Origin of the sequence: Allobosea sp. CRIB-10, from assembly GCF_900112185.1 — a bacterium.
Classification (GTDB): Bacteria; Pseudomonadota; Alphaproteobacteria; order Rhizobiales; family Beijerinckiaceae; genus Allobosea.
The window spans coordinates 48,963-69,052 of record NZ_FOKP01000009.1 but is presented as its reverse complement, the minus strand read 5'-3'; the positions used below and the strand labels follow the sequence as shown (position 1 = coordinate 69,052).

At 70.6% G+C, this 20,090-nt stretch carries 11 protein-coding genes; 2 read left to right on the top strand and 9 right to left on the bottom strand.

Annotated elements, in window-relative coordinates:
- The first annotated feature begins 8 nt into the window (after positions 1-8).
- Positions 9-1,541: a hypothetical protein gene (locus tag BMZ69_RS13470; protein ID WP_092157308.1), complete on the top strand. Its 1,533-nt coding sequence runs from the start codon at positions 9-11 to the stop codon at positions 1,539-1,541.
- Positions 1,542-1,886: 345 nt separating this feature from the next.
- Here BMZ69_RS13470 and BMZ69_RS13465 read toward each other — a convergent pair whose 3' ends face one another.
- From BMZ69_RS13465 to BMZ69_RS13445, 5 genes are all read right to left on the bottom strand, one after another.
- Positions 1,887-4,922: an MATE family efflux transporter gene (locus BMZ69_RS13465; protein ID WP_092157307.1), complete on the bottom strand. Its 3,036-nt coding sequence runs from the start codon at positions 4,920-4,922 to the stop codon at positions 1,887-1,889.
- A complete protein-coding gene (locus BMZ69_RS13460; RefSeq protein WP_092157306.1) occupies positions 4,919-7,576 on the bottom strand; it encodes a penicillin-binding transpeptidase domain-containing protein in 2,658 nt (885 codons plus the stop codon). Before BMZ69_RS13460 ends, BMZ69_RS13465 begins: the two co-directional genes overlap by 4 nt.
- A complete protein-coding gene (locus tag BMZ69_RS13455) occupies positions 7,573-9,060 on the bottom strand; it encodes a hypothetical protein (protein ID WP_092157304.1) in 1,488 nt (495 codons plus the stop codon). Before BMZ69_RS13455 ends, BMZ69_RS13460 begins: the two co-directional genes overlap by 4 nt.
- 127 nt (positions 9,061-9,187) lie before the next feature.
- On the bottom strand, positions 9,188-12,727 hold the full coding sequence (locus BMZ69_RS13450) for an acetate and sugar kinases/Hsc70/actin family protein (RefSeq protein ID WP_092157302.1): 3,540 nt from the start codon (positions 12,725-12,727) through the stop codon (positions 9,188-9,190).
- Complete coding sequence (locus tag BMZ69_RS13445; RefSeq protein ID WP_139219051.1) at positions 12,724-15,111, bottom strand: hypothetical protein; 2,388 nt, start codon at positions 15,109-15,111, stop codon at positions 12,724-12,726. The genes BMZ69_RS13450 and BMZ69_RS13445 overlap by 4 nt, the downstream gene beginning before the upstream one ends.
- A 203-nt stretch (positions 15,112-15,314) precedes the next feature.
- On the opposite strand from BMZ69_RS13445, the gene BMZ69_RS13440 reads away from it, so the two are divergent.
- A complete protein-coding gene (locus BMZ69_RS13440) occupies positions 15,315-15,887 on the top strand; it encodes a hypothetical protein (protein ID WP_092157298.1) in 573 nt (190 codons plus the stop codon).
- A 17-nt stretch (positions 15,888-15,904) separates the two neighbouring features.
- Here the strand turns inward: BMZ69_RS13440 and BMZ69_RS13435 are convergent, their stop codons facing one another.
- From BMZ69_RS13435 to BMZ69_RS13425, 4 genes are all read right to left on the bottom strand, one after another.
- A complete protein-coding gene (locus tag BMZ69_RS13435) occupies positions 15,905-17,740 on the bottom strand; it encodes a hypothetical protein (RefSeq protein WP_092157296.1) in 1,836 nt (611 codons plus the stop codon).
- 68 nt (positions 17,741-17,808) lie between these two features.
- Positions 17,809-18,264, bottom strand: coding sequence for a glycine zipper domain-containing protein (locus BMZ69_RS13430; RefSeq protein ID WP_092157295.1), 456 nt, complete (start codon positions 18,262-18,264; stop codon positions 17,809-17,811).
- A gap of 4 nt (positions 18,265-18,268) precedes the next feature.
- Positions 18,269-18,550 (bottom strand): hypothetical protein, encoded by a 282-nt coding sequence (locus BMZ69_RS31595; RefSeq protein WP_175506797.1) that lies wholly within the window; start codon positions 18,548-18,550, stop codon positions 18,269-18,271.
- 79 nt (positions 18,551-18,629) lie between these two features.
- Entirely contained in the window at positions 18,630-20,054 is a 1,425-nt protein-coding gene (locus tag BMZ69_RS13425) for a cytochrome P450 (protein WP_175506796.1), read from the bottom strand.
- Positions 20,055-20,090: the final 36 nt, after the last annotated feature.

Here is a 20,090-nt window from a genome sequence, read left to right as displayed (position 1 = left end):
AGAGGACGATGGGAGATCAAAACGTCAGGCGCTCCGGCGTCTTCGTCGTGGTGCCGACGACCGACCAGCCGATCATCCTGAAGAAGCTTGCCTGGTCGGCGCGCGTGCCGGTCTCCCGCGTCGTGCTGGCGACCGAGAGCTCCGAGGTCTGCGAGCCCTGGAGCACGCAGTACAGCAACCTGCTGCGCCCGGGCGAGCCCCTGCGTCAGATCCTCGGCCTGCCCGACGGCGGCAGTTATCGTCTCGCGGCTTCCGGCTCGATCGATCAGGGCAAGAGCTGGATGGTGCCGACGCTCGCGGCCCATTGCGCGCTTGCCCATGGCGAGGCTGTGACGCACAAAGCCTCCGAAGCCAAGCTGGTGATCTGGGGTACTGGTGCGATCGACCTCTCCGTCGCCGATACGGCGGGCGAGGCGCGGGTCACCCAGCAGGAATACCACCTCACCACCAAGATCGACCGCTGCCGCCATCTCTTCGCCGATGCCGAGCATGGCGCCACGCCCGTGCTGGCACTGGTGCCGCGGGGCGAGGAGGCCGAGCGCGCCGTCGCGATCCTCGGCAAGATCCTCGGTGGCCAACCGCATCATATCGTGGTGGTCTCTTCCCTCGCGGACATCGCTGCGCCGATCGATCTCTTCCTGCGCAACGGCTCCTTCGAACCGCAGGCCGCGGCGTCCGCGCCGGAGCGGCCGGCCGCACCGGGATCGTCTTCGATGGCCCTGAAACCGTTCGAGCCCAAAACCGCCGAGCAGCCCGCCCAGCCGCAGCCCGCGCACATGGCCGCGGCGCAGCCGGAGCAGACCCTCGTCCAGCCGCGTCCGGCCGGGGACGAGCCCTCGATCGCCGATGTCCTGAAGAGCCCGCAGGCGCCCAAGCCGCGGCGCTCGGTGCTCGGCGACAAGCCGGCCTCGACCTCCTCGACCTCGCGCCTGCCCGTGATCGCGGCCGCGGCCCTTGTGCTCGTCGCGGGTGCGGCGGGCGCCGGCTGGTATCTGACGCGTGGGACTGCGACCGAGGATCCCTATCAGGTCCCGCCGACGCTGACCCAGCCCGGGGCCAGCGGGACGACGCAGCCGAGCATCGGTCAGCAGGCCGGCAATCAGCAAAGCGCGACGGCGCCCTCGCTCGGACAGCCGACGGTGCCGTCGCTGGGGCAGCCGAGCGCCGGCGCCCAAGGCGGCTCCGTCGCGATGACGGGCTCCGCCCTGGCGCGGCTGGTGACCTTGTCCGCACCGGCCGGCAGCACCTGCGAGGCCCAGATCTACGAGCTGCGGCCGCGTTATAGCGAGACGGCGGTGGACGTCGGCGATATGGCGAGTGTTCTGATCGACGGCCAGGACATTTGCGGACTCGCGCTCGATCCCGTCGCGCCGGCCAAGGCGAAGTTCCAGAACGGGACGGGCCCGGCGGTGGTGGTTTCGAAGTCGACGGCGACCCGCGTGGTCTTCAACCCGAACGCGATCCGCGGCGGCATCGCGGCCTTCCCGGTGATCCAGTTCGAGGAGCCCAAGGCGCTCTCGGTCGAGATCAGGCGGCGCTGAGCCTGCGTTTTTCAGTAGGCGTGATCGACGTTGCATCCGCGGGGAACCCTTCTCCCCTCGGGGATTCCTCTGCAAAACGCCGATCGCTTTGGCTCCTCCCTTCCCTGTTGTGGGGGAAGGGTTGGGGATGGGCGACGAACGACCGGGCGAGCGGGGACTTGTAGAAGTGGATCGCCCCATTCCCGCGAGTTCGCTCCGACTTTGCGCCCCCTCCCCCTTGCCCCTCCCCGCAAGGGGGGGGCTCTGCGCCTCTCCCGGTTTCGCAGAGGAATCGATCCGGGAGAGGGGTTCCCGCGCTTATCTTGTCTGCCGTGCTCGCCCGAGAATGACGGCTGGCCGCCTGGTTCACAGCCCCCCGCGCGTCAGGCCGCGCCACAGGCCCCAGGGCGGCGGGTCGCTGGTCGGCGAGAGCTGGCGGATTGCCGCGAGCCGGCCAGCGATCAGCGCGATCGCGATCGAGGGCAGCGCCATCAGCATGTGATGCGAGGTCGCCGCGGCGATGAAGGTCATCGGCTGGCCCATCACCGGCAGGAGGCCGAGCGCGTTGCCCCAGGAGATGCTCCAGTGCAGCGAGAAGATCGTGGCGATGCCGACCAGGATGATCGCCATGCCCTTGTTTGCCCCCTCCTGGGCCGAGCCCATGGCGCGCTCGCGCATCAGGCTGACCGCCAGCGCCAGCAGCCCGAAGACGGTGATCACCTGCGCCGCCAGCAGCGCCAGCCCGGCCGGCAGGCCGAAGCGCACCATCAGGAAGGTGGCGATGAAGTCGTTCTGCACCACCGGCAGCCGGACGAGGTCGCTGACGGTGAAGCGGCTGACGGTTTCGTCCTGCTCTTCGCCCTTGCGCTCGGCGATCGGCGTGACGCGGGCGCCCGGCAGCATGGCGCAGAGCGAGACCGGCGAGGGCGGCAGTTCGTCGAGCGCCCGGCGGACCTCGACCGGCGTCTTGTCGAGGCCGAGATCGAGCCGCGCCAGCGTGCACGGCATCTCGGCGAGCGCGACCTTGGATTGCAGCAGCTGGAAGCCGAGATCGCGATGGATCACGTCCGGGCTGCGCTCCTGCGCCGCCGTCGCGGCGCGCTTGGTGGCATGGTCGAGGTCGTACCAGGTCAGCAAGCGCTCAGCCGGCACGCGCAGAGGGCCGCCGCGCGCCTTCTCGAGCACGTCGATGGCGGCAAGTCGCTCCTTGGGGAGGTTCCACTGGCCCGAGATCGCGTAGGTGACAAGGCCGGGGAAGACGTAGATCAGCGCCGCGTTGATGCCGAGCAGGATGACAAGCACCAGCGCCAGCACGCCGCCGCGCGGCCAGCCGAGCCGGCGGACCTTGCGCTGCGGCGCGTCGGCGCGGCGCAGAAAGACGCGCATGATCTCGACCAGGCGCTTCAGCGTGCTCGGCAGCAGGAAGGCGAAGGCGAGGACGACGGCGGTGATGATGATGATCAGCGCCGGCGAATAGTCGCTCTTCAGGAACGGCACCGCCGTCAGGAACAGGATGAAGACCAGCACCGTCGCGAGGCTGACCGTCAGCCAGGAGATGTAGTGGCGCTGGTTGTAGAAATAGTCGATGCGCGAGAAACCGAGGAAGATGTGCGCCAGCACCAGCACGAGCGCGATCTTGCCGAGCTCGACCGGCTGGAAACCGGCGACGCCGGTCTCGGTGCCGAGCACGCCCCAGGCGACGAAAGCGGCGAGGATCAGGATCGCCGGCACGGCGCGCAGGAGCTGGTCCTTGAAGCCGACGCCCATGAAGAAGGAGCGCGGCAGCGCCGCGATCGAGCGCTGCGGCTGGAAGGCGATCACCACCGCGACGACCGGGATGAGGTCGAAGAACAGCAGCTTGTTCTTCTCGGCATGGATGGTGAAGTCGGTCTTCTCGGCGTCGATGCCGAGCGCCGTCAGGGTCAGGCTGCCGAGGCAGCAGAGCATGACGAGGCCGAGCCAGGTCAGGCGAAGCGGCGTGGTGAAGCGCGGCCCGATCATGATCGCGATGCAGACGATCGCATAGGCGAGGATGGTGGCGTGCAGCGCCGCCTCATAGGAAATCGAGACGCCGCCGAGCCGCGACAGCTCCGGCGCCAGCACCAGCATGGTCGTCGCCCCGATGAAGGCGGTCGAGCCGAGCGCGCCGACCAGCCGGACCAGGATGGCGCTGCGCCGGAACAGAGTGGCGTGGTGCATGGCCGAGAGCACGCCGAACGCGGCGATGCCGAGGGTCAGCAGCAGGCGCACGATGCGCTCGACACCGTTGAGCGAGGCGAGCGGGTTGCCGAGCTCGGCTGCCGACATCGGCTGGCGCGGCGGCGTCACCACCGGCCGGACGCTGTCGGTCGTCGCGGCGGCGCGCAGGGCCTCGGCGTCGTCGGGCGCGAACCGGTGGGTCTTGCTCAGCGGCGTCAGGCGCAGCGGCAGGCGGCCGTTCGATTCCGCGCCGATCTCGACGGCATAGCGGGTGCGGCCGATGATCATGTGGCTGAGCCGCGCCGGCCCTTCGGGATCGAGCTCCCAGGCGATGTCGGTGAAATCGGTGATGCGCTGGTTGCCGCGCGCGAACACGACCGGCGGGCGCGGCGCATCGACGGCGTCGCCGGGGGCGAGGAAATAGCCGCCGCCGCGCGCGACGATGGTCAGCGCCTTGAACGGCAGGGCATTGGCGGCGATGTGGACTTCCTCGCGCACCGAGCAGGTCAGGCGGCCGCCGAGCGAGACGAGCTTGTCCTCGCCGCGCTCATCGGTGGCGATCAGGCCGGTGACGACGCCGCGGATGCGGTCGGCGCTGCTGAGCGGCTGGCAGACCGGCAGCGCATTGCCGTCGAGCCTGATCGTCGAGAGCGGGCCGGTCGAGTCGATGGTGAGCTTGCGGGCGCCTTGCTTGCCGGCCTCGGTCAGGGTCAGCGCCAGCCGCCCCGGCCGCGCCTCGTCGACCGCGATCGCGAGCGCGCCGGCGGCGATGCGGTCGCCGGGTTGGAAGCGCCAGCGCGCCGAGAAGCTGCCCGAGCCGTTGGCATAATCCAGCCAGAGCCGGCGGGTATTGGCGACGTTGCGGATGGTGACGCGCCCGTCGGGCTGGCGGGTGAGGGCGACATGGCGCGCCTCGGCCGCGTCGAAGCGCTGCGGCTGAAGGAGCTCGCGCCGGCCGATCGTCGCGGTCTCGCCGCGGGCAAGCGCAAGGTCGAGCCGTTCCAGGCTGACCACCGGCCGGGCGCTCTCGATCAGATGGGTGGTGTTGTGCCACCAGAAGCCGAGAACGGTCAGGCAGAGCGCGAGCAGCACGAGCCCGGTCACGGCCCCGCCGGCGCCGCCGATGCGGATGCGCGGCAGGCGGAACGGCCGCAGGGTCAGCCAGCGCCCCATCAGCTGGCGCAGCGCGGTGGTCTCGCTCACTTCTTGTCTCCGAGCGCGGCGACCTTGCCGAGCAGGCCGGCCATCAGGCGTCCGCAGGCGCGTCCGCCGGTTTCCCGCGTATGCGAGACCAGGCAGGTGAAGGCGACGCGCTTGCGCCCCGCGACATTGTCCATCCAGCCGGCGAACCAGGCTGAGTTCATGCCGTCAGTGGTGTCGGCGGTGCCGGTCTTGCCGTAGATGCGCTTGCGCACCTCGGGCGGCAGCGAGGCCATCACGCCGGCGGCTGTGCCGCCAGGCGAGTTGACCACGCCGTGGAGCCCGCGCTGGGCATCGTCGAGGAAGGGCTCGGCCTGGCGCGGATCCATGCCGGGGATGACCGGCTTGCCCTCGTTCGGCATCGGCGTCTCGGCGACGTCGGAGACCGGCTTCAGCACGCGCGGCAGGATGACCTTGCGGGCACCGACCGATCCATAGATCGAGGCCATGGCGATCGGCGTCGCGCGCACGCCCTGGCCGTAGGAGTTGGTGGCGAGGTCGATGCGTCTGGCATTGCGCTTGTCCTCGACCGCGAGGTCCAGCGCTTCGCCGGTCAGCCGCTGCGCGCCCGGCACGATGCCGCGGGTCAGGTCGACGCCGGGCTGGGCCAGCGTGCCCGGCTGGGTGATCGGGTAGAGATGCTCGGTCATCTGCGCCAGGATCGTGCCGGTGCGGCCGGGCACCGTCGTCGGCCGGCCGCCGACCTTGCGCCCGTCCATGGTCAGCGCCATGCCGGCGAACCACAGGTTCGACGACTTGATCAGCGCCTCGCAGAAACCGATTTGCGCCCCGCGGCCGGCATCGGGGCAGCCGCTCTGCGCCGGTGAGAGGATGCCGACATTGAAGCCGGCGCCGCCATAATTGGCGATCGCGACGCCGTCGACATTGAGGATGCCGCCGCCCGGGATGCCGAAGACCTGCGCCTGCTGCCCCGGCGGCATCCGGCCCATGATCATGTCGGCGAAGCGGGGCTGCTCGCGGATGCCGAGGATGCTGGCGAGACCGGTGACCAGCTTGAAGGTCGAGCCCGGCATGGTGTGGACGTCGCCGGCGCGCCAGCCATGGCCGGCGAGCGGGGAATCGCTGTCGCGGCCGGTCGAGAGCGCCTGGATGTCCCAGCTATGCATGCCGGGCACGAAATCGGGCCAGCTCGCCAGGCCGAGCAGCGCGCCCGGCTCGTCGCCGGCATCCATCAGCAGCACGACGGCGCGGCCGTCGCCCTGATCCGGCGGCTCCTGCTCGGGGGTGAGGTTGACCGGCAGCGGGCCGGGCTTGCGCGGGCGCTTACCCCGGCCGAGACGCTCGCCCATATGCTCGTAGACGGCGTCCTGCACCAGCTTCTGCAGGCGCGGCTCGATGGTGAGCGTCAGGTTCTCGCGGGTGCGGGCCCGGCCGAGCGCGGCCGAGAGCGAGCCGACATCGCCGGCGCCATAGCCGATCATCGCGGTCAGGCCGAGCTCGTCGACGATCGGCAGCGGCACGCCGTTATTGTCGAGCGCCGGCGTGCCGTCGGCGAAATAGAGCGCGCGGGCAGCGCCCGTGCGCCGCTGCGTGACCGCGCCGCGCCAGCCGAGCTCGCAGACGAGTTTGGTCTTGGCCCGCTCGCAATCGGCCTCGATATGCGCGGAGCGCCAGAGCTTGACCTTGCCGTCCTCGCTCTGCACGCCCGGCCCACCGAGGATTTCGCGGGCACGCGGCGGCACTGCCCGGACCGGCTGGCCCTCGAAGCCGATTTCGACGTCGCGCCGGCGCGCGCCGGTGATGGTGAAGCGCCAGCCATGCGGCAGCCCCTGCTGGGCCTCTTCGGCGCAGGTGGCGAAGTCGTCGCTGTCGGAGCAGACGCGCTCGGCGGCGATGGCGAGGCCGGCGATGCGCACGGTCTGCTCGTCGCGCTTGGGATCGAGATTGACCCGCTCATTGCCGACGACGATGCGCGCCGGCTCCAGGATCATGTCGACGGTGACGCGGCGATTGCCGGCCGGCAGCCGGGTCGAGAGCACGAGCCGGTCGTCCGGCGCCCGCAAGGGGCCGAACAGGGCCCAGTCGGAGAGCTGGTTGCCTCGGCGCTTGGCGAAATCGGCGAAGTCGCGCGGCGGCGGCACCGCATTCGGCATCACGTTGAGCGGTGCGGCGAGGTCGGTGGTCTGGGCGACGCGGGCAGTCCAGCTCGATGGGCGGCAGCCGGCCGGCACCACCGGCAGCGTCAGCGGCGTGCCGTCGGCGCAGCGCCGGTCGGGCGCACGGTCGTCGCGCGCGCCGGCGATCAGGAAGGAGTTGTTCCAGGCCAGCATTTCCGAGCGGATCTGCGCGCCGGCCGGCAGGTTGCACAGCCGGTCGAGCAAGGTGCGCGAGAAGTCCTTGGTGCCTTGCGGCGTCGGCACGGTCAGCGAGGCGTCGTAGAGCGCCTCGCAGGGCTGCGAGCGGATGACGGGGCCGGCCGGGTCGAGCCAGATCAGCCCGGTCGCGACGCCTTGCTGGAACAGGTCCTCGTTCGAGCGGCTGGTTTCGGTGAAATCAGGCTGCTTGATCCAGGCGCGGCTGGCGGCGAGCTCGCCGATCAGCCCGCCCGAGAGCCAGAGGAAGCCGACGATGGTGACGGTGCCGACCGTGACGGCGGTGACGCTGCGCTTCAGGCCGCGGAAGAGCGGATGGCTCATGGCGTCGCCTCCCGGAGCTCGACCACCAGCGGCCCGAGCACGAAGGGACCGTTCGGCGGGATGATGCTGGTCCCGGCCGCCTGCGGCTTGCGCCCGCCGAGGAGCCAGATGTCGCCCGCCGACTGCACGGCGACGCCGCCGGGCGCGGCCGCGATGAAGCCGACCGGATTGTGATCATAGAGATCGTCGAGGCGCTCGACCACGCCGGAGCCGAACTGGACGCGCACGGCCTCGCCCAGCCAGTCGAAAGTGCCGTAGCCGCGCGAGGACTGGTCCGGGCCGAAGGCGATCGGCGTCTGCTCGCGCGGCAGGCCGATATAGCCGAACTCGCCATCCTCCAGCATCAGCAGCGAGCGCCGCCGCCCGTCGAAGCTCAGGCTCTCGGCCCGGAACTCGCCGCCGACGCGGCTGTAGCGCAATTCGCGCCGGTCGTAGCGGCGGGCGTCGCGGCCCTGCACGACGATGCTGTCGCGTTGGGCCAGCATGGCCGACGACATCAGGCGCCCGCCATGGCTGCGCTCGACCCAGTAGCGCGCCATCCGCCGGCCGCCGAAATTCTCGGGGATGGCGAGGCCGACCACCGCGAGATGCGGGCCCTTGGGCGGCTGCGCCTGCAGGCGGGACGGCCTCCGGTCGAGCGTGACGTCGACGAGCCCCAGCGAGACGCGGCCGATCTGCGGGCGCACGCCGAGGATCTCGAAGCGGGCATCGACATTGCCGCCGGGCAAAGCCAGCGTCTCGACCTGGATCGCCTGGGCGCGCGCCTCCGGCGTCTGCGGCAGGGCAGTAAGCAGCGGCAGGCCGCCGGCATCGCGGGCGGAGGCATCGACCGGGTAGCGGCCGAGGAAGAAGATCGTGCCACCCGGCAGATCCGGATGCACCGCCGGCGTCAGCATCTCGCTGCGTGAGAAAGCGAAGCGCGCCTGGCCGGAGTAGAGCCCGCCCGGCGTGTTGACGCCGATGATCGGCTGGCCGATCGCGGTGTCGGCATCCTGTCGGATCACCACCTCGCCATGCGGCAGCCGGTTGTCGGCGGGCGGAGCATGGACGCCATGGCCGAGATAGACCGCGACCGGTGCGGTCGCGTGCAGGCTCTGCTCGACATGGACGGTGACGCCGATATCGGGGTCGATCACGTCGCGGAAGCGCTGCTCGATCCGGTCGGCGAGGAAGCGGCCGAGCTCCTGTGCGCCGGGCAGCGCCTCGGCGGTCAGCACCACCAGCGAGGTGAAGGGCACGTCGATCGGCTGCGGGCCGCTGCCGCCATCGGTGAGCGCGATGCTGCGATGCCGGTCGATCAGGTCCTCCAGCGAGGCCTTGCCGTCCTTGGCCGGCTGGCCGCCCGCGGTCAGGCTGAACACTGGCTTGCGCCAGAGGTTTTCGATGCCGGGCATCGCCTCGCCCGGCTCGCCGGCGACGGCGCGCAGGCAGGTCAGCCGCCGCGGGTCGTGCATCACCAGGTCCATGAGATCGGGCAGGGCCATGGCGTCAGCTCACTCGGGCAGAAAAGGCGGGGTGACGGGATTGCGGTCGCGACGAGGCGGGCCGAGCCCACCTTTGTGAACGCCAGAGCCGTTTTCGCGTGCGGGTCATGACGATCCTGCGACCCCTTCAGTAGATGCGCGAGACGCGGTCGTGCTCGATCCGCCAGCAGGCTTCCCAGCCCTCATTGGCGGCGACGACCGTGACCTTGCGGCTCACCGGCGACAGCACCTCGCTGATGATCTCGCAGACGCCGAAGCCGTCGAGCCCTTCGCGATGGGCTTCGACGATCGAATCGCCCTCGAGCAGCACCATCGGATCCTGGCCGTCGAGCAGCGGGCGCAGGCGGGACAGCGCCTTGCCTTGCGGGTCGAGCCCCGGGATCGTGCGCACGAACTGGAAGCGGCGGCCGAGATTGGCGCGCCCGCCCAGGCTTGGCGCTGTCTCGTCATGCTCGGCATGGATGCGCGCGCCCGACGCGATGTCGTAGCCGAGATAATGGATGCGTTCGGCGGCGAATTCGGTGCGCAGGCCGGTGGCGCCGAGATCGCGCATCTGCACCGCCATGGCGGCGATGCCGAGCGGGTTCTTGTGCTGCACGGCGCTGCCGGCCATGTCGCCCTCGATGCCGAGAATGGCCGCGCCGGCGATCACCGCCTTCTTCATCGCCGCCGGCGAGAATGGCCGCTCGAACGGGAAGGCGGCTCGGCTGGCCGCGGCTTCGGCCGCGATCGCCTCGAAGATCGGTGGCCAGAGCGCGGCGCGGCCGGTCGGCACCATGATCACGGTCGGCCGGCGCGCCGGGTTCGGGCCGGCGGCGCGGGCGAGGCGCGGCAGCAGGCCGCCGAGCACGGCGCCGATCTCCGTGAGGCGCTGCGAGGCCTCGCCGGCTCCCTTCTCCAGCGTTGCCCGCGAGACCTTCAGCACCAGCCGGCGCGTCCCGGCCTTGTCGGGCCCGTCGATCGCGAGCTGCAGGCCGGGCCGCTGCGTGACATCCGCCAATGCCGGCTCGTCCTGGGCGACGTAGAGGCCGGTTGGATCGCCGTCCGGCTTCAGCTCGGCAAGGACGATGTCGAAGGTCTCGTCGGCTGCATCCGCATCCCAGCGGTAAGCCGTGCCGGAAGCCTGCGCCGTCTCGCTGAGACGCGTGGCGAGACCAGCCTTGGCCTGTTTCACCGCATTGCGCAGCCAGCCGCGTGCCGCCAGAGCGGCAGCGTCCTCGCGCTGGATGGAGCGGGCAAGCGAGGCTTCGGCGAAGGCCGGTTGCCAATGCGCGTCCTGTCCGTCCATTGCCCGGTCGATCAAGGTCGCAGCGATGCCGGTCAGCGCCTCGTCGATCAGGTCGCCGCCGACAGGCAGGCCGAAGGTGGCGAGCGTCGCATGGGTGAGCCGGTCGCCGTCGCGGCGCAGCGAGGCGAGCGCGACGTCGCTGGTGCCGCCGCCGATGTCGAGCGTGACCAGCAGCGCCTCGCTTTGGTCGGGCACCGCGGCGCGTACCTCCGGCAGGCTGGCGACATAGCGCGCCGCCGCGACCGCTTCGGGCACGGTGACGGCCGCGTCCGGGAAGCTGGTCGCGCCGGGGAAGAGCCGCTCCAGCCGCTGCGCGAAGAGCTCGAGCGCGGCGCGGTAGCGCGAGGCGATCTCGTCGCCGATGCCGCTCGGGCAGGAGACCAGGATGCGCGGCACCACCGGGGGCGGCGCCTGGTCCTCGACGCGCAGGCGGTCCTCGCCGAGGCGCAGCACATAGAGGTCGACCAGTTCGTCGAGGACATCGGCGACCAAAGGCGCGATCTCGACCGTGTTGGTGGCGACGACGCGATCCGTGCCGGCGTCATAGCGGTGGACCTGATCGTTGAGTGTCAGCGAGACCGCGCCCGAGGTCAGCGCATGCTTGAGCGAGTCGATCCGTCGGCCGCCCTCCGGCAGGCCGGGCTGCGGCGGCGGAGCGGGAGCGGAGACGTCGTAGCGCCGCGCGAAAGCCTTGAGCCGGCGCGCGACGCTGGCGCGATCGGAGCCGATCAGCGCAAGATCCGGCAGGCTGTGCGGCGCATGGTCGGCGCGCAGATTGTTGCCGGAATCGAGCCCGACATGGCTCGGGATCAGCGGCGCGGCGCCGGCATCGTGCAGGGTCGCCTCGCCATGGCGCGGATCGACATGAGCGGCGAGCCAGGTGCCCAGCGCCAGCGGCTTGATCTCGGTCGCCCGGCCGGCGGCGCGCGGTGCGCCCGACCAGATCGAGGTGGCGGAAGCGCCAAGATCGATGCAGATCGGCAGGCGGTGGACGCGGCGGTTGTAGCGCAGCGGCAGGCTCGCCTGCGCGAAGGCCCGGCCAGCCTCGTCACCGGCCTTGATCGCCAGCGAGACGGTGATCTCGCCGCGCAGCACATTGGCGCCGCTGGTGCGCACGGCTCGCGACAAGCTCGTCGTCAGGTTCTGCATCGGCACGACGACGCGGCCGCGCCGGCCGAAATCGCCATCGCGCACGATCTCGAGCGGGAAAGGTGTCGGCGGCTCGGCGATCTCGCTCTCGCCCATGCGGCTGCTGACCTCGACGGTCAGCGGCGCGGTCCGGGTCAGCGGCCAGCGGCGCAGATCGATCACCAGCCCGTCGCAGCGCACGATCGAGGTCTCGTCGTCCGGGTCGACCTCGGCGTTGAGACCGCTCGCGATCTCGAACTGCGCGCTGCCTCCGAGCGGGCAGGTGAAATGCTCTCCGGCGATCGTCAGCGCGACCTCGCCGCGATTCTGGCTGCGGATCGGCACCGAACGGGATTCGAGCGCGCTCGACCAGGGCTTGGCCGGACCATCGCTGTCGTGGCCGGCGCCGTCCTGGCCGACCCAGCCGCCGAGCTTGGCGGTGAACCTGACCTGCAGTGGCGCCTTCGGATTGGCCTGGCTGGTCTCGTCGACGAAATCGAGCACGGCATCGCGCGTCAGCGTCACGTCGAGCCGCACCTCCTGGCCGGCCAGCGCCGGCGCATCGGCGAGCCAGATCAGATGCCGGCTGGTCGACGTGCCGCTATCCGGAAAGCGCCGCAGCGAGACCGAATGATCCATCGGCGCGGCGACGCCGAGCGAGAGATGCTGCGCCTTCAGGCCGAAGCAGCTCGCCTCGATGGTGAGCCCACGCCGGCCTTCGAGCACGATGTCGCGGGGGATGTCGACCGCGATCTGGCCGACCGCGAGCTGCTTGCCGGCCTGCAGTGAATCCAGGTCAATCTCGACCGGCTCGATCCGCCATTCCGGCTGGGAGGCGCCGGCGAGCGCCGCGATCTTGATGAGGCGCCGCGGCGATGCGCGGGTGCCGCCGGCGGTCTCGACAATGGTGGAGAAGGCGATTTCGAGGCTGGCGTCGCTGTCGACATCGGCCTGGGCCCGGTGGCTCGCGACCGCGCGCATCACGGCCTCGCGTTTCAATCCCAGCACCAGCCGCTCGCCGGCGCGGACCGCAGCCTTGTCGAGCAGGGCATTGCCCTGCAGCCAGCCGATGTCGGCGCCGCTCACCAGGCTCGGCGCATGCGAGACCAGCGAGACCGTCACCGCCTTGACCATGTCCTCCGGCGCCTCGAAGGCGAGGAGGTCGATCAGCTCGCCGCTGCGGTCGAGCGCGATGGTCGCGGAAAAGCTCCCGAGCCGGGTCTCGAGATTGTAGCAGGGCAGAGTGGTCATGCGTCCTGCCTCGAACCGGTGTTCGCCGTGACTTCGCCGGCGAGCGCGGTGCCCCAATGATGATCGAGCCCGGTCAGCGCGGCAGCGGCGGCGAGATAGCGCGGCAGCAGGTCGCCGCTGCCGGCCCTGAGCCGGCGATAGGCGGCGCCGAAACCGGTATCGTGCGGATCGGCCAGCGCTTTCCCGGCAAAGGGCACGCTGGCGAAGGCGGCATCCGCTTCATGCAGCGCCATCTGCGCCAGGAGCAGGCGGCCATAGCTTTCGAGGGTCGCGCGCAGCGCCTGGTTCCGTTCCGTCGTGCCGCCGGGCGGGCCGAGCAATGCGTCGATCTGCGCCGAAAGTCCCGTCAGGGCCGGGGCGAGGCTTTCGATATGTGCGAGCGAACCGGCGAACGGGCGACTCGTCGCGGTGAGCCGCGCGGCGCCCTTGACGGGGTCGCCGCTGCGATGGGCCCGGGCGGCGAGGCCGGGATATCCGGCCACGCCTTCCCAATTGCGGATGAGGTCCGCGGCGGCCGCTGCCTGTTCCACCTCGCGTCGCAAGCTGGCGAAATGGCCATGCAGCAGGACGATCTCGCCTGGGGTGAGCTCGCCGAGCCGGCGCGCCAGCTCATCGGTGATCGCCGCCGGCTGGCTCGCCTGCCGCGCCGCATCGCCGAGCTCGCTGCGCATGCGGGCGATCGTCTCGAGGCCGGGGGCGGGCTGCCGTTGCGGCTGCCGGCGCAGCTCGAACAGCAAGGTATCGAGCGGCGAGAGCCGGCGTTGCCCGCTACGCGTGGCGGCGTCCGCCATCGCCTGCTCGACCTCGGCGGCGAGTTCGGGCTCGATCCAGCTCTGATGGGCGCTGGCGGCGACATCGTGCAGCAGGCGCATGGCGCGCCGGTCGTGCCCGGCCAGCGCCATCGCCTCGCGGGCGAGCGCCTGTGGAAGCGCCGGATCCTCGTACCAGGCGAGAAGCCGGGCCAGCTCCGCCTCCGATCGATCCGCACCGGGTAGGGGCAGGAGCAGCCTGACCGTGCAGGCGCGGGCCGCGAGCTCCGGCTGCGCGCTCGTCCGCAGCAGCATGGCGATCTGCTCGCCGAGCGCGCGTTCGCCGAGCTCGTCGATCCGGCCCGCATCGATTCCGGTGGCGGCCGCCAGGGCTTCGAGCAGGCCGGCCGGAGCGGCGGGGGCCTTGGTCGTCGAGGTCTTGGCTCGTGCATCGAGCCGAGCCAGCGGGCCTGTCGGCGCTTGAGCGGCCCGCAGAGCGAGTTCGCTGAGCAGCGTGCCGAGGCGCGCCGGCCGGCTTGCGCTCGTCGCCCGCCACAGCCCTTCGGCCTGGCGCCCGGCGGCGAGCGCCAGATCGTCGTGCAGCGGCGAGGCCGTGCCGGACGCCGCGACCACGAGAGCATTGCCACCGGCCTGGCCGATGGTCAGCCCCGTCGCGGCAGACGCGCTGTAGCGCGCGCCATGCGGGGTCGCCGCGAAGACGCCATCCTGCCAGCGCAACGTCATCGGGCTGCCGCTGACCGCCTCGCCATCGCCGTTCCAGACGAGCTGGCGGCGCGGCTCGGCGAAGATGATGACGTCGTCCTCCTCGGCCCAGTCGGGAAGCGAAAGCAGACTATCCTTGGCCTCGGCGCGCGGCCGCAGCAGGCGAAAGCCGCGGCGCAGCGCGGCGACGCGGCCAAGGCCCGTCGCATCGACGTCGCGCTGGTCGGCCGGTGCCGCGGCCAGAGTGTCGAACTCGGCCTCGATGGCGAGCCGCAGGTCTTGGTCGATCTGCGACAGTGCCTGCCTGGCCTCGCGCATCGCCGCCGGCAGATGCGCCACCAGCAGCCCTTCGGCGATCGTCTCGCTGCCATCTCCGGTGAATGCGAGCGTCAGCCCGCCCGCCTCGCGACGGCGCGCCGTCAGCACGGTCGTCGCGGCGCGTTCATCGTCCGGATGCAGGAACGGGCCGACCAGCAGCCGATAGCCCTCGCTCTCCGAGCCGCTGGCGCGGTTCAACCCGGAGGCCATGGGTGCCGCTTCCAGAGCTGAGCCGGCACCGGCCGGTCCGGTCTGGACGGTCAGTGCACCGGCGTCGTCGAGATGAGCCTGCACCAGGGCCAGGCCGCCGGCGTTCCGGTCGGCCTCGGCGAGAGAGAGCCGGTCGTCGAGCTGCACCGGAATCGTGCTCAGCCGGCCATCGGCTTCAACCGTCACGGCGTGCACGGCCCGGCTCCCGGCAGGCAGAAGCGCGAACAGCGGCGCCGTTCCGGCGTCGGCGGCGGCGATCAGGCTGATGCGCCCGCCGGCCTCTTCCGCCGCGAGGAAGCGGACCGGTGCGCTATGCCGCCAGAGCGCGGCGATATGACCTGAGCCGTCCCAGATGACGGCGACCGGCGCCACGGAAAGAGTCACGGAAGCGGGCTCCGGGGAAGACGAGCTGAGCGGAACAACGGGGACGGACCTTGCGCGATGGCCCGCCGTCTTGCAAGACAGACCCCGGGCTCGACTTTCGTCACGCGGGCCTGATCTTGCGGCCATTTGGCCACCTCTGCGGAAACCTGCCTGCCCGGGACATGGGCTGCGGCATGGTGGCGGCTCGAATGGAGCGGAATGTGATGAGCGCAGAATCGGTTTGCTTCGCGGCCCTGCCGGCTGCTTTGCCGGCTGCGCTGGCTCAGGCGATTGCCGGCGAGGACGTTGCGCTGCGCCGGCTGGCCTTGTCCGAGGCTGCCGGGGCGGAGACGCACGAGGTCGAAGCGAGCTTCATCGCGCCGCGCCTGCTGCCGCGGCTGTTCCGCGATTCCGCCCAGGCTGCTTCGCAAGCCCAGGAGGCGCTCCAGGGCGCCGGCCGGCTGATCGTCCTGCTGCCGGTCGGACGCTATGACGACGGCGTCTGGGCGCCGATCATCGAGCGGATCCTGGCGGGGCTCGAGGCTGCGGTCGCCCGCCCGCGCGAGATCATCCTCGCCTGGAGCGGAATGGAGCCTTTCCTGGCGCCATTCGGTCGCCGCGCCGAGGAGGTCTGGAGCGATCCGCGCCTCGTGCCCGCCATGCTTGGCGTCCTCGAACGCTCGGCCCGTTCGCTTCCGGCTGTGCTCGACGCGGCTGCCGGGGTCCGTCGCGGCCTGGTTCGCTTCGAGCCTGCCGATGATGCGGGACCTGCGCGGGCGGCGCTGGCACTGGCCTGAGCACATCGACAGGCCGGTTACTTCCAGACCAGGGCGTTGGCGAGGTCGCGCCGGCCGCATTCGAGCGACATGGCGTTGACGGCGGCCCGATAGCCCTGCAGCGAATAGATCACATGCGCTGGCCGGCCGTCGGGCGCGGTGCCCCTGATCTCGAGCGTCGTGCCCCGGTTGTAGCCGGCGACCGCGTCCATATCGAGGATCGGCTGGCCGTTCGAGCCCTGCTTCATCGGACGGATGAAGTTGCCCGCCGCGGTCGGCGCAGCGTTGAGCCGGCGCGCCATGCCGCCGCCTTCCCGGATCACCGCCTCGAACGGCGTATTGGGCTTGTAATAGCGCTTGTCCTCGATCAGGTGCTGGAGATCGCCGTTTCCGACCCCGGCACTGCTCGCCTGCAGCAGGATGAACGGCGCTTGCTCGCGCCAGTAGCGCGGCCCGGCTTCCTGCGCCGCGGTATAGGCGAAGCAGGTGCGCTGGCCGGTGCGCGGATCCTCCGAGACGCTGGCGTACCAGTCCTGGAAGCGGCGCAGCAACCGGCCCGGCGCTTCCGGCATCAGCATGTCGCTGGTGTCGACCGCACGCGCCCGCAGCTGGAAGTCCTGCGCGACCGGGCCGGCGCTGGCGACGCGGATCGTATACTCGCCGGGGCGGAGCTTGTAGCGCCGCAGGTTCGGCCGGCTCGGATTGGCGATGTGGATCGTCTTCATCGGCGCATTGTTGCGCCCAAGCACGTCGACGGGGACGGCCGGGTGCGGCCCGCGCACGCTGGCTGTCGGGATGTCGACCTCGACATAGGATTCCTGCGCGACCAGGAAGGGATATTGCTGCAGCGCGCGACCGCCTTCGATGCGGGCATTGATCCGCATCGGTGTCTGGTCGAGCCGCGGCGTCTGCGTCTCCGGGCCGAGCGCGGCCCATTGCTGCATCGTCGGCAGCTCGTCGAGCGTCACCAGCCCGTCCTCGGAGATGGGAGTGGTGTTCCGGCGGTTGACGCTGACGGAGATGCGATAGCCGAGCGGGCGCGGGTCGACGGTGACCATTCCCTCCCAACGCTTGTCCTCGGCGCCGGCCGGATCATGGGCGATGACGAGCGAGACATGGCGTTCGGCCCGAATCTTGGTCTCCTTCTCCTCGGCGTTCTGCTTGCTCAGCGCGCGCCGCAGCTTGTCGGAGAAGAATTCCTGCCAGCCGGGGCTGACCGGCAGTCCGCTCAGCATCCTCACCGAGAGCGTGACCGGATTGGAGGTGTCGACCGAGGCGGCCCAGACGCCGGCCGCGACCCGGTTGAAGAGCTCGTCGGTCGAGCTGTACTCCTCGCCGATGAAGTCCTGCGAGACGGGGAAGGGGTCGAGGCTTGGCGAGCAGCTCTCATAGCCGTTCCAGCCATGCGCAGAGAGGTTGAAGCGCGTCGCCGCACCGACCTTGTAGCCGGAGGCTCGCACCTCGATCTGGATCTTGCTGAGCTGTTCCTTGTTGTCACCGGCCAGCGGATTGTCGAGCACGCCGGTGTCGACGATGCCCTTGATCGGGTCGAGGTCGAGCCAGGGCGCCATGGTGATGCCGGGGATGTTCGAGAATGCAGCCCGGATCTGCTGCATGATGTTGTTGCCCTGGTCGGTCGTGAACGCGTCCCGCGTCACGGGACGGGAGGCGATGCCGATGGTGACCGGCAGCTTGAGCTGGGGGCATTGCTGCTGGATGCGCTGCCACAGGATCTGGGCGGCGGAGCCGAACGGGTTGTAGGGGTCGAACCCCTGCATCATCTGCGTCTGCGCCGTCGCCTTCACTGGCGATGCCGCCGTGAGGCCGGCAACCGTCAGGCAAAGGATCCGTCTCGTCAGCGCTTTCGCAGTCATTTCGGTTCGGTACTCATGAGGTCCTCCCTCGCGAACGAGGGAGGACCGGTTCTGGTTTAGCCCGCGGCTCAGATGCCGGAGGCTTCGTTCGTGGCCAGATTGACCTCGACCTGGTCGGTACCGGCGGCCTTGCCCTCGCGGGTCACGCTGCGCTCGACCACGCGGATGCGCTGGCCCTGGCTGTTGTTATAGGTGCGCACGGTGCGGGCGCGCACGACGACCGCCTGGCCGCTCGAATTGCGGAAGCTCTGGACGTTCGAGCCGCCCGAGCGCGCCGCGATGTAGGCGGCCTCGCGGGCGCGCTCCTTCTCGATCGCGTCGGCGATGACGAGACCGGCGACACCGCCGATCAGGGCGCCGATCGCAGCGCCGCGCCAGCCGCCGGCCGCGCCGCCGATCAGGGCGCCGGCACCGGCGCCGAGCGCGCCACCAGCCGCGACACGCTCCTGCGACTGGGTGCAGCCGCCAAGCGCGAGCGCGCCCGCGACGAGAATGGTTCCGGCTTTCATGGTCTTGGCATGCATCACGTCACCCCAGTAAAAAGTTGCTTCCAAAATGGATGGTGCCAACAATCTGGTAGCCCTTGCAGCCGGCAGAGCCAGTTTCGCAGAAGCGGGCGGGACCATACGGCACCACACCTGGCATCTGTTCCATATTGGCCTTTTTTGGGCAAGGGCCGCCGTAGTTTGTCACGATTTTGCCAAGTTTTAAATTGTTCGCGTGCCGATGACGCCCCGTCGAGCCAAGAATGACAGGGCCTTGCGGGGTTTCGCCTGACGGCTGTTCGGCCGCATCGAGCGCCGCTGGCACGACATCTTTAAAAACACCGAGTTCATCTTTAACGCTTTTCCGGCAGCTGTGGTTAATTCGCCTCGGTCGGCCGCGAGCATCATCGCGCGGGGCTGCGCGTCGCGACTCGCATCGGCATGCCCTTGCCGGGGCGCAGGGTGATGCGCTGGACCGGCACCGGCGCCTCCTCGCCGGCATGCTCGAACTGCAGCCGCCGCAGCAGCGTCGCCAGCACGATCACCGCCTCGATCATGGCGAATTGCTGGCCGATGCAAATCCGGGGGCCGGCGCCGAAGGGCAGATAGGCAAAGCGCGAGATCGCCTCGCGGGCTCCCGGCAGAAAGCGCTCCGGCCGGAACCGGTCCGGCGCCTGCCAGAGTGTCTCGTGCCGGTGCAAGAGATAAGGCGAGACCACCACCAGCGCGCCCTTGGGAATGAAGCATGCGCCCGTGGCATCGTCGGCCAGCGCCGTGCGCGACAGCGACGGCACCGGCGGATAGAGCCGCATCGCCTCTTCGATGACGGCGCGGGTCAGCGCCAGGCGGCTCCCCGACAGGGCCGCAGCGGCGAGATCGTCGCCGGCTGCATCGATCTCGGCCTCGAGCGCTTCGCGCACGTCCGGGGCGAGCGAGATGAGATAGAGCGACCAGGTAAGGGCGTTGGCGGTGGTCTCGTGGCCCGCACCGATGAAGGTGACGATGTTGGCGCCGACCTCGGCGTCGCTGAGCCCGGTCCCGGTCTCGGGGTCGCGCGCCGCGAGCAGGGCATCGAGCAGATCCGGCTTCTCCGGCCGCCAGGTCCCGCCGGCGTGCAGCGCCTGCCGCTCGGCGATGATCGCCTTGACCTGGGCTTCGAAGAAGCTGATCGCCGGCCGCGCCATCCAGCGGCCGATGCGCGGCAGCCAGGACGGCGCGCCGAGCACGTCGAGTGGATCGATCCGGCCTTGCGTCTCGAAATAGCGGGTCAATGCCTTGCCGAAGGCGTCGGCGCCGCCGGCGATCGCGTTCGAGAACATCGTCTCGGCCAGGATGTCGTAGGTGACGCGGGTCATGTCTGCCGAGATGTCGACGATGCGGCCGCCGCGCCGGCGCGCCATGCGCTCGGCGGTCTTCTCTGCGGGTGCCACCATGCGCTGGGCCAAAGCCGTGACCGAGCGCGGCGTGAACAGCGGCGCCAAGGTCCGCCTTGCCCGCTTCCAGGCGTCGCCCTCGGCCGTGAGCAAGCCTTCGCCGAGGCCTGGCGCGAGGACAGTGCGCTGGAGATCGTCCTTGCGGTAGTTCGCCGCGTTCTCGACCAGCACATGCCGGACGACCTCCGGGTCGGAGACGACGACGCCATAGCCGAACAGGCCCTCGCCGGCGACGATCGGCTCGCGGAAATGACGCGCCCGCCAGATCGTCAGCGGGTTGCGGCGCAGGCGCAGCAGCAGTTCGAGCCGACCGAACTCATGTTCTTCCGGCACCGGAGCTGGCGGCCGACGCCGGCGAGCCTGGACCGCCGAAAGGGTCGCGTTCGCTGCGCTCATGAGATCTCTCCTTGCGGAGCCGAGGTCGGTCGTTTC

Bases quoted from the DNA above. Each gene is read 5' to 3' on its own strand.
- BMZ69_RS13470 (WP_092157308.1), top strand. From the start codon at position 9: ATGGGAGATCAAAACGTCAGGCGCTCCGGCGTCTTCGTCGTGGTGCCG.
- BMZ69_RS13430 (WP_092157295.1), bottom strand. From the start codon at position 18,264: ATGCATGCCAAGACCATGAAAGCCGGAACCATTCTCGTCGCGGGCGCG.
- BMZ69_RS13460 (WP_092157306.1), bottom strand. From the start codon at position 7,576: ATGAGCCATCCGCTCTTCCGCGGCCTGAAGCGCAGCGTCACCGCCGTC.
- BMZ69_RS13455 (WP_092157304.1), bottom strand. From the start codon at position 9,060: ATGGCCCTGCCCGATCTCATGGACCTGGTGATGCACGACCCGCGGCGG.
- BMZ69_RS13440 (WP_092157298.1), top strand. From the start codon at position 15,315: ATGAGCGCAGAATCGGTTTGCTTCGCGGCCCTGCCGGCTGCTTTGCCG.
- BMZ69_RS13435 (WP_092157296.1), bottom strand. From the start codon at position 17,740: ATGACTGCGAAAGCGCTGACGAGACGGATCCTTTGCCTGACGGTTGCC.
- BMZ69_RS13450 (WP_092157302.1), bottom strand. From the start codon at position 12,727: ATGACCACTCTGCCCTGCTACAATCTCGAGACCCGGCTCGGGAGCTTT.
- BMZ69_RS13425 (WP_175506796.1), bottom strand. From the start codon at position 20,054: ATGAGCGCAGCGAACGCGACCCTTTCGGCGGTCCAGGCTCGCCGGCGT.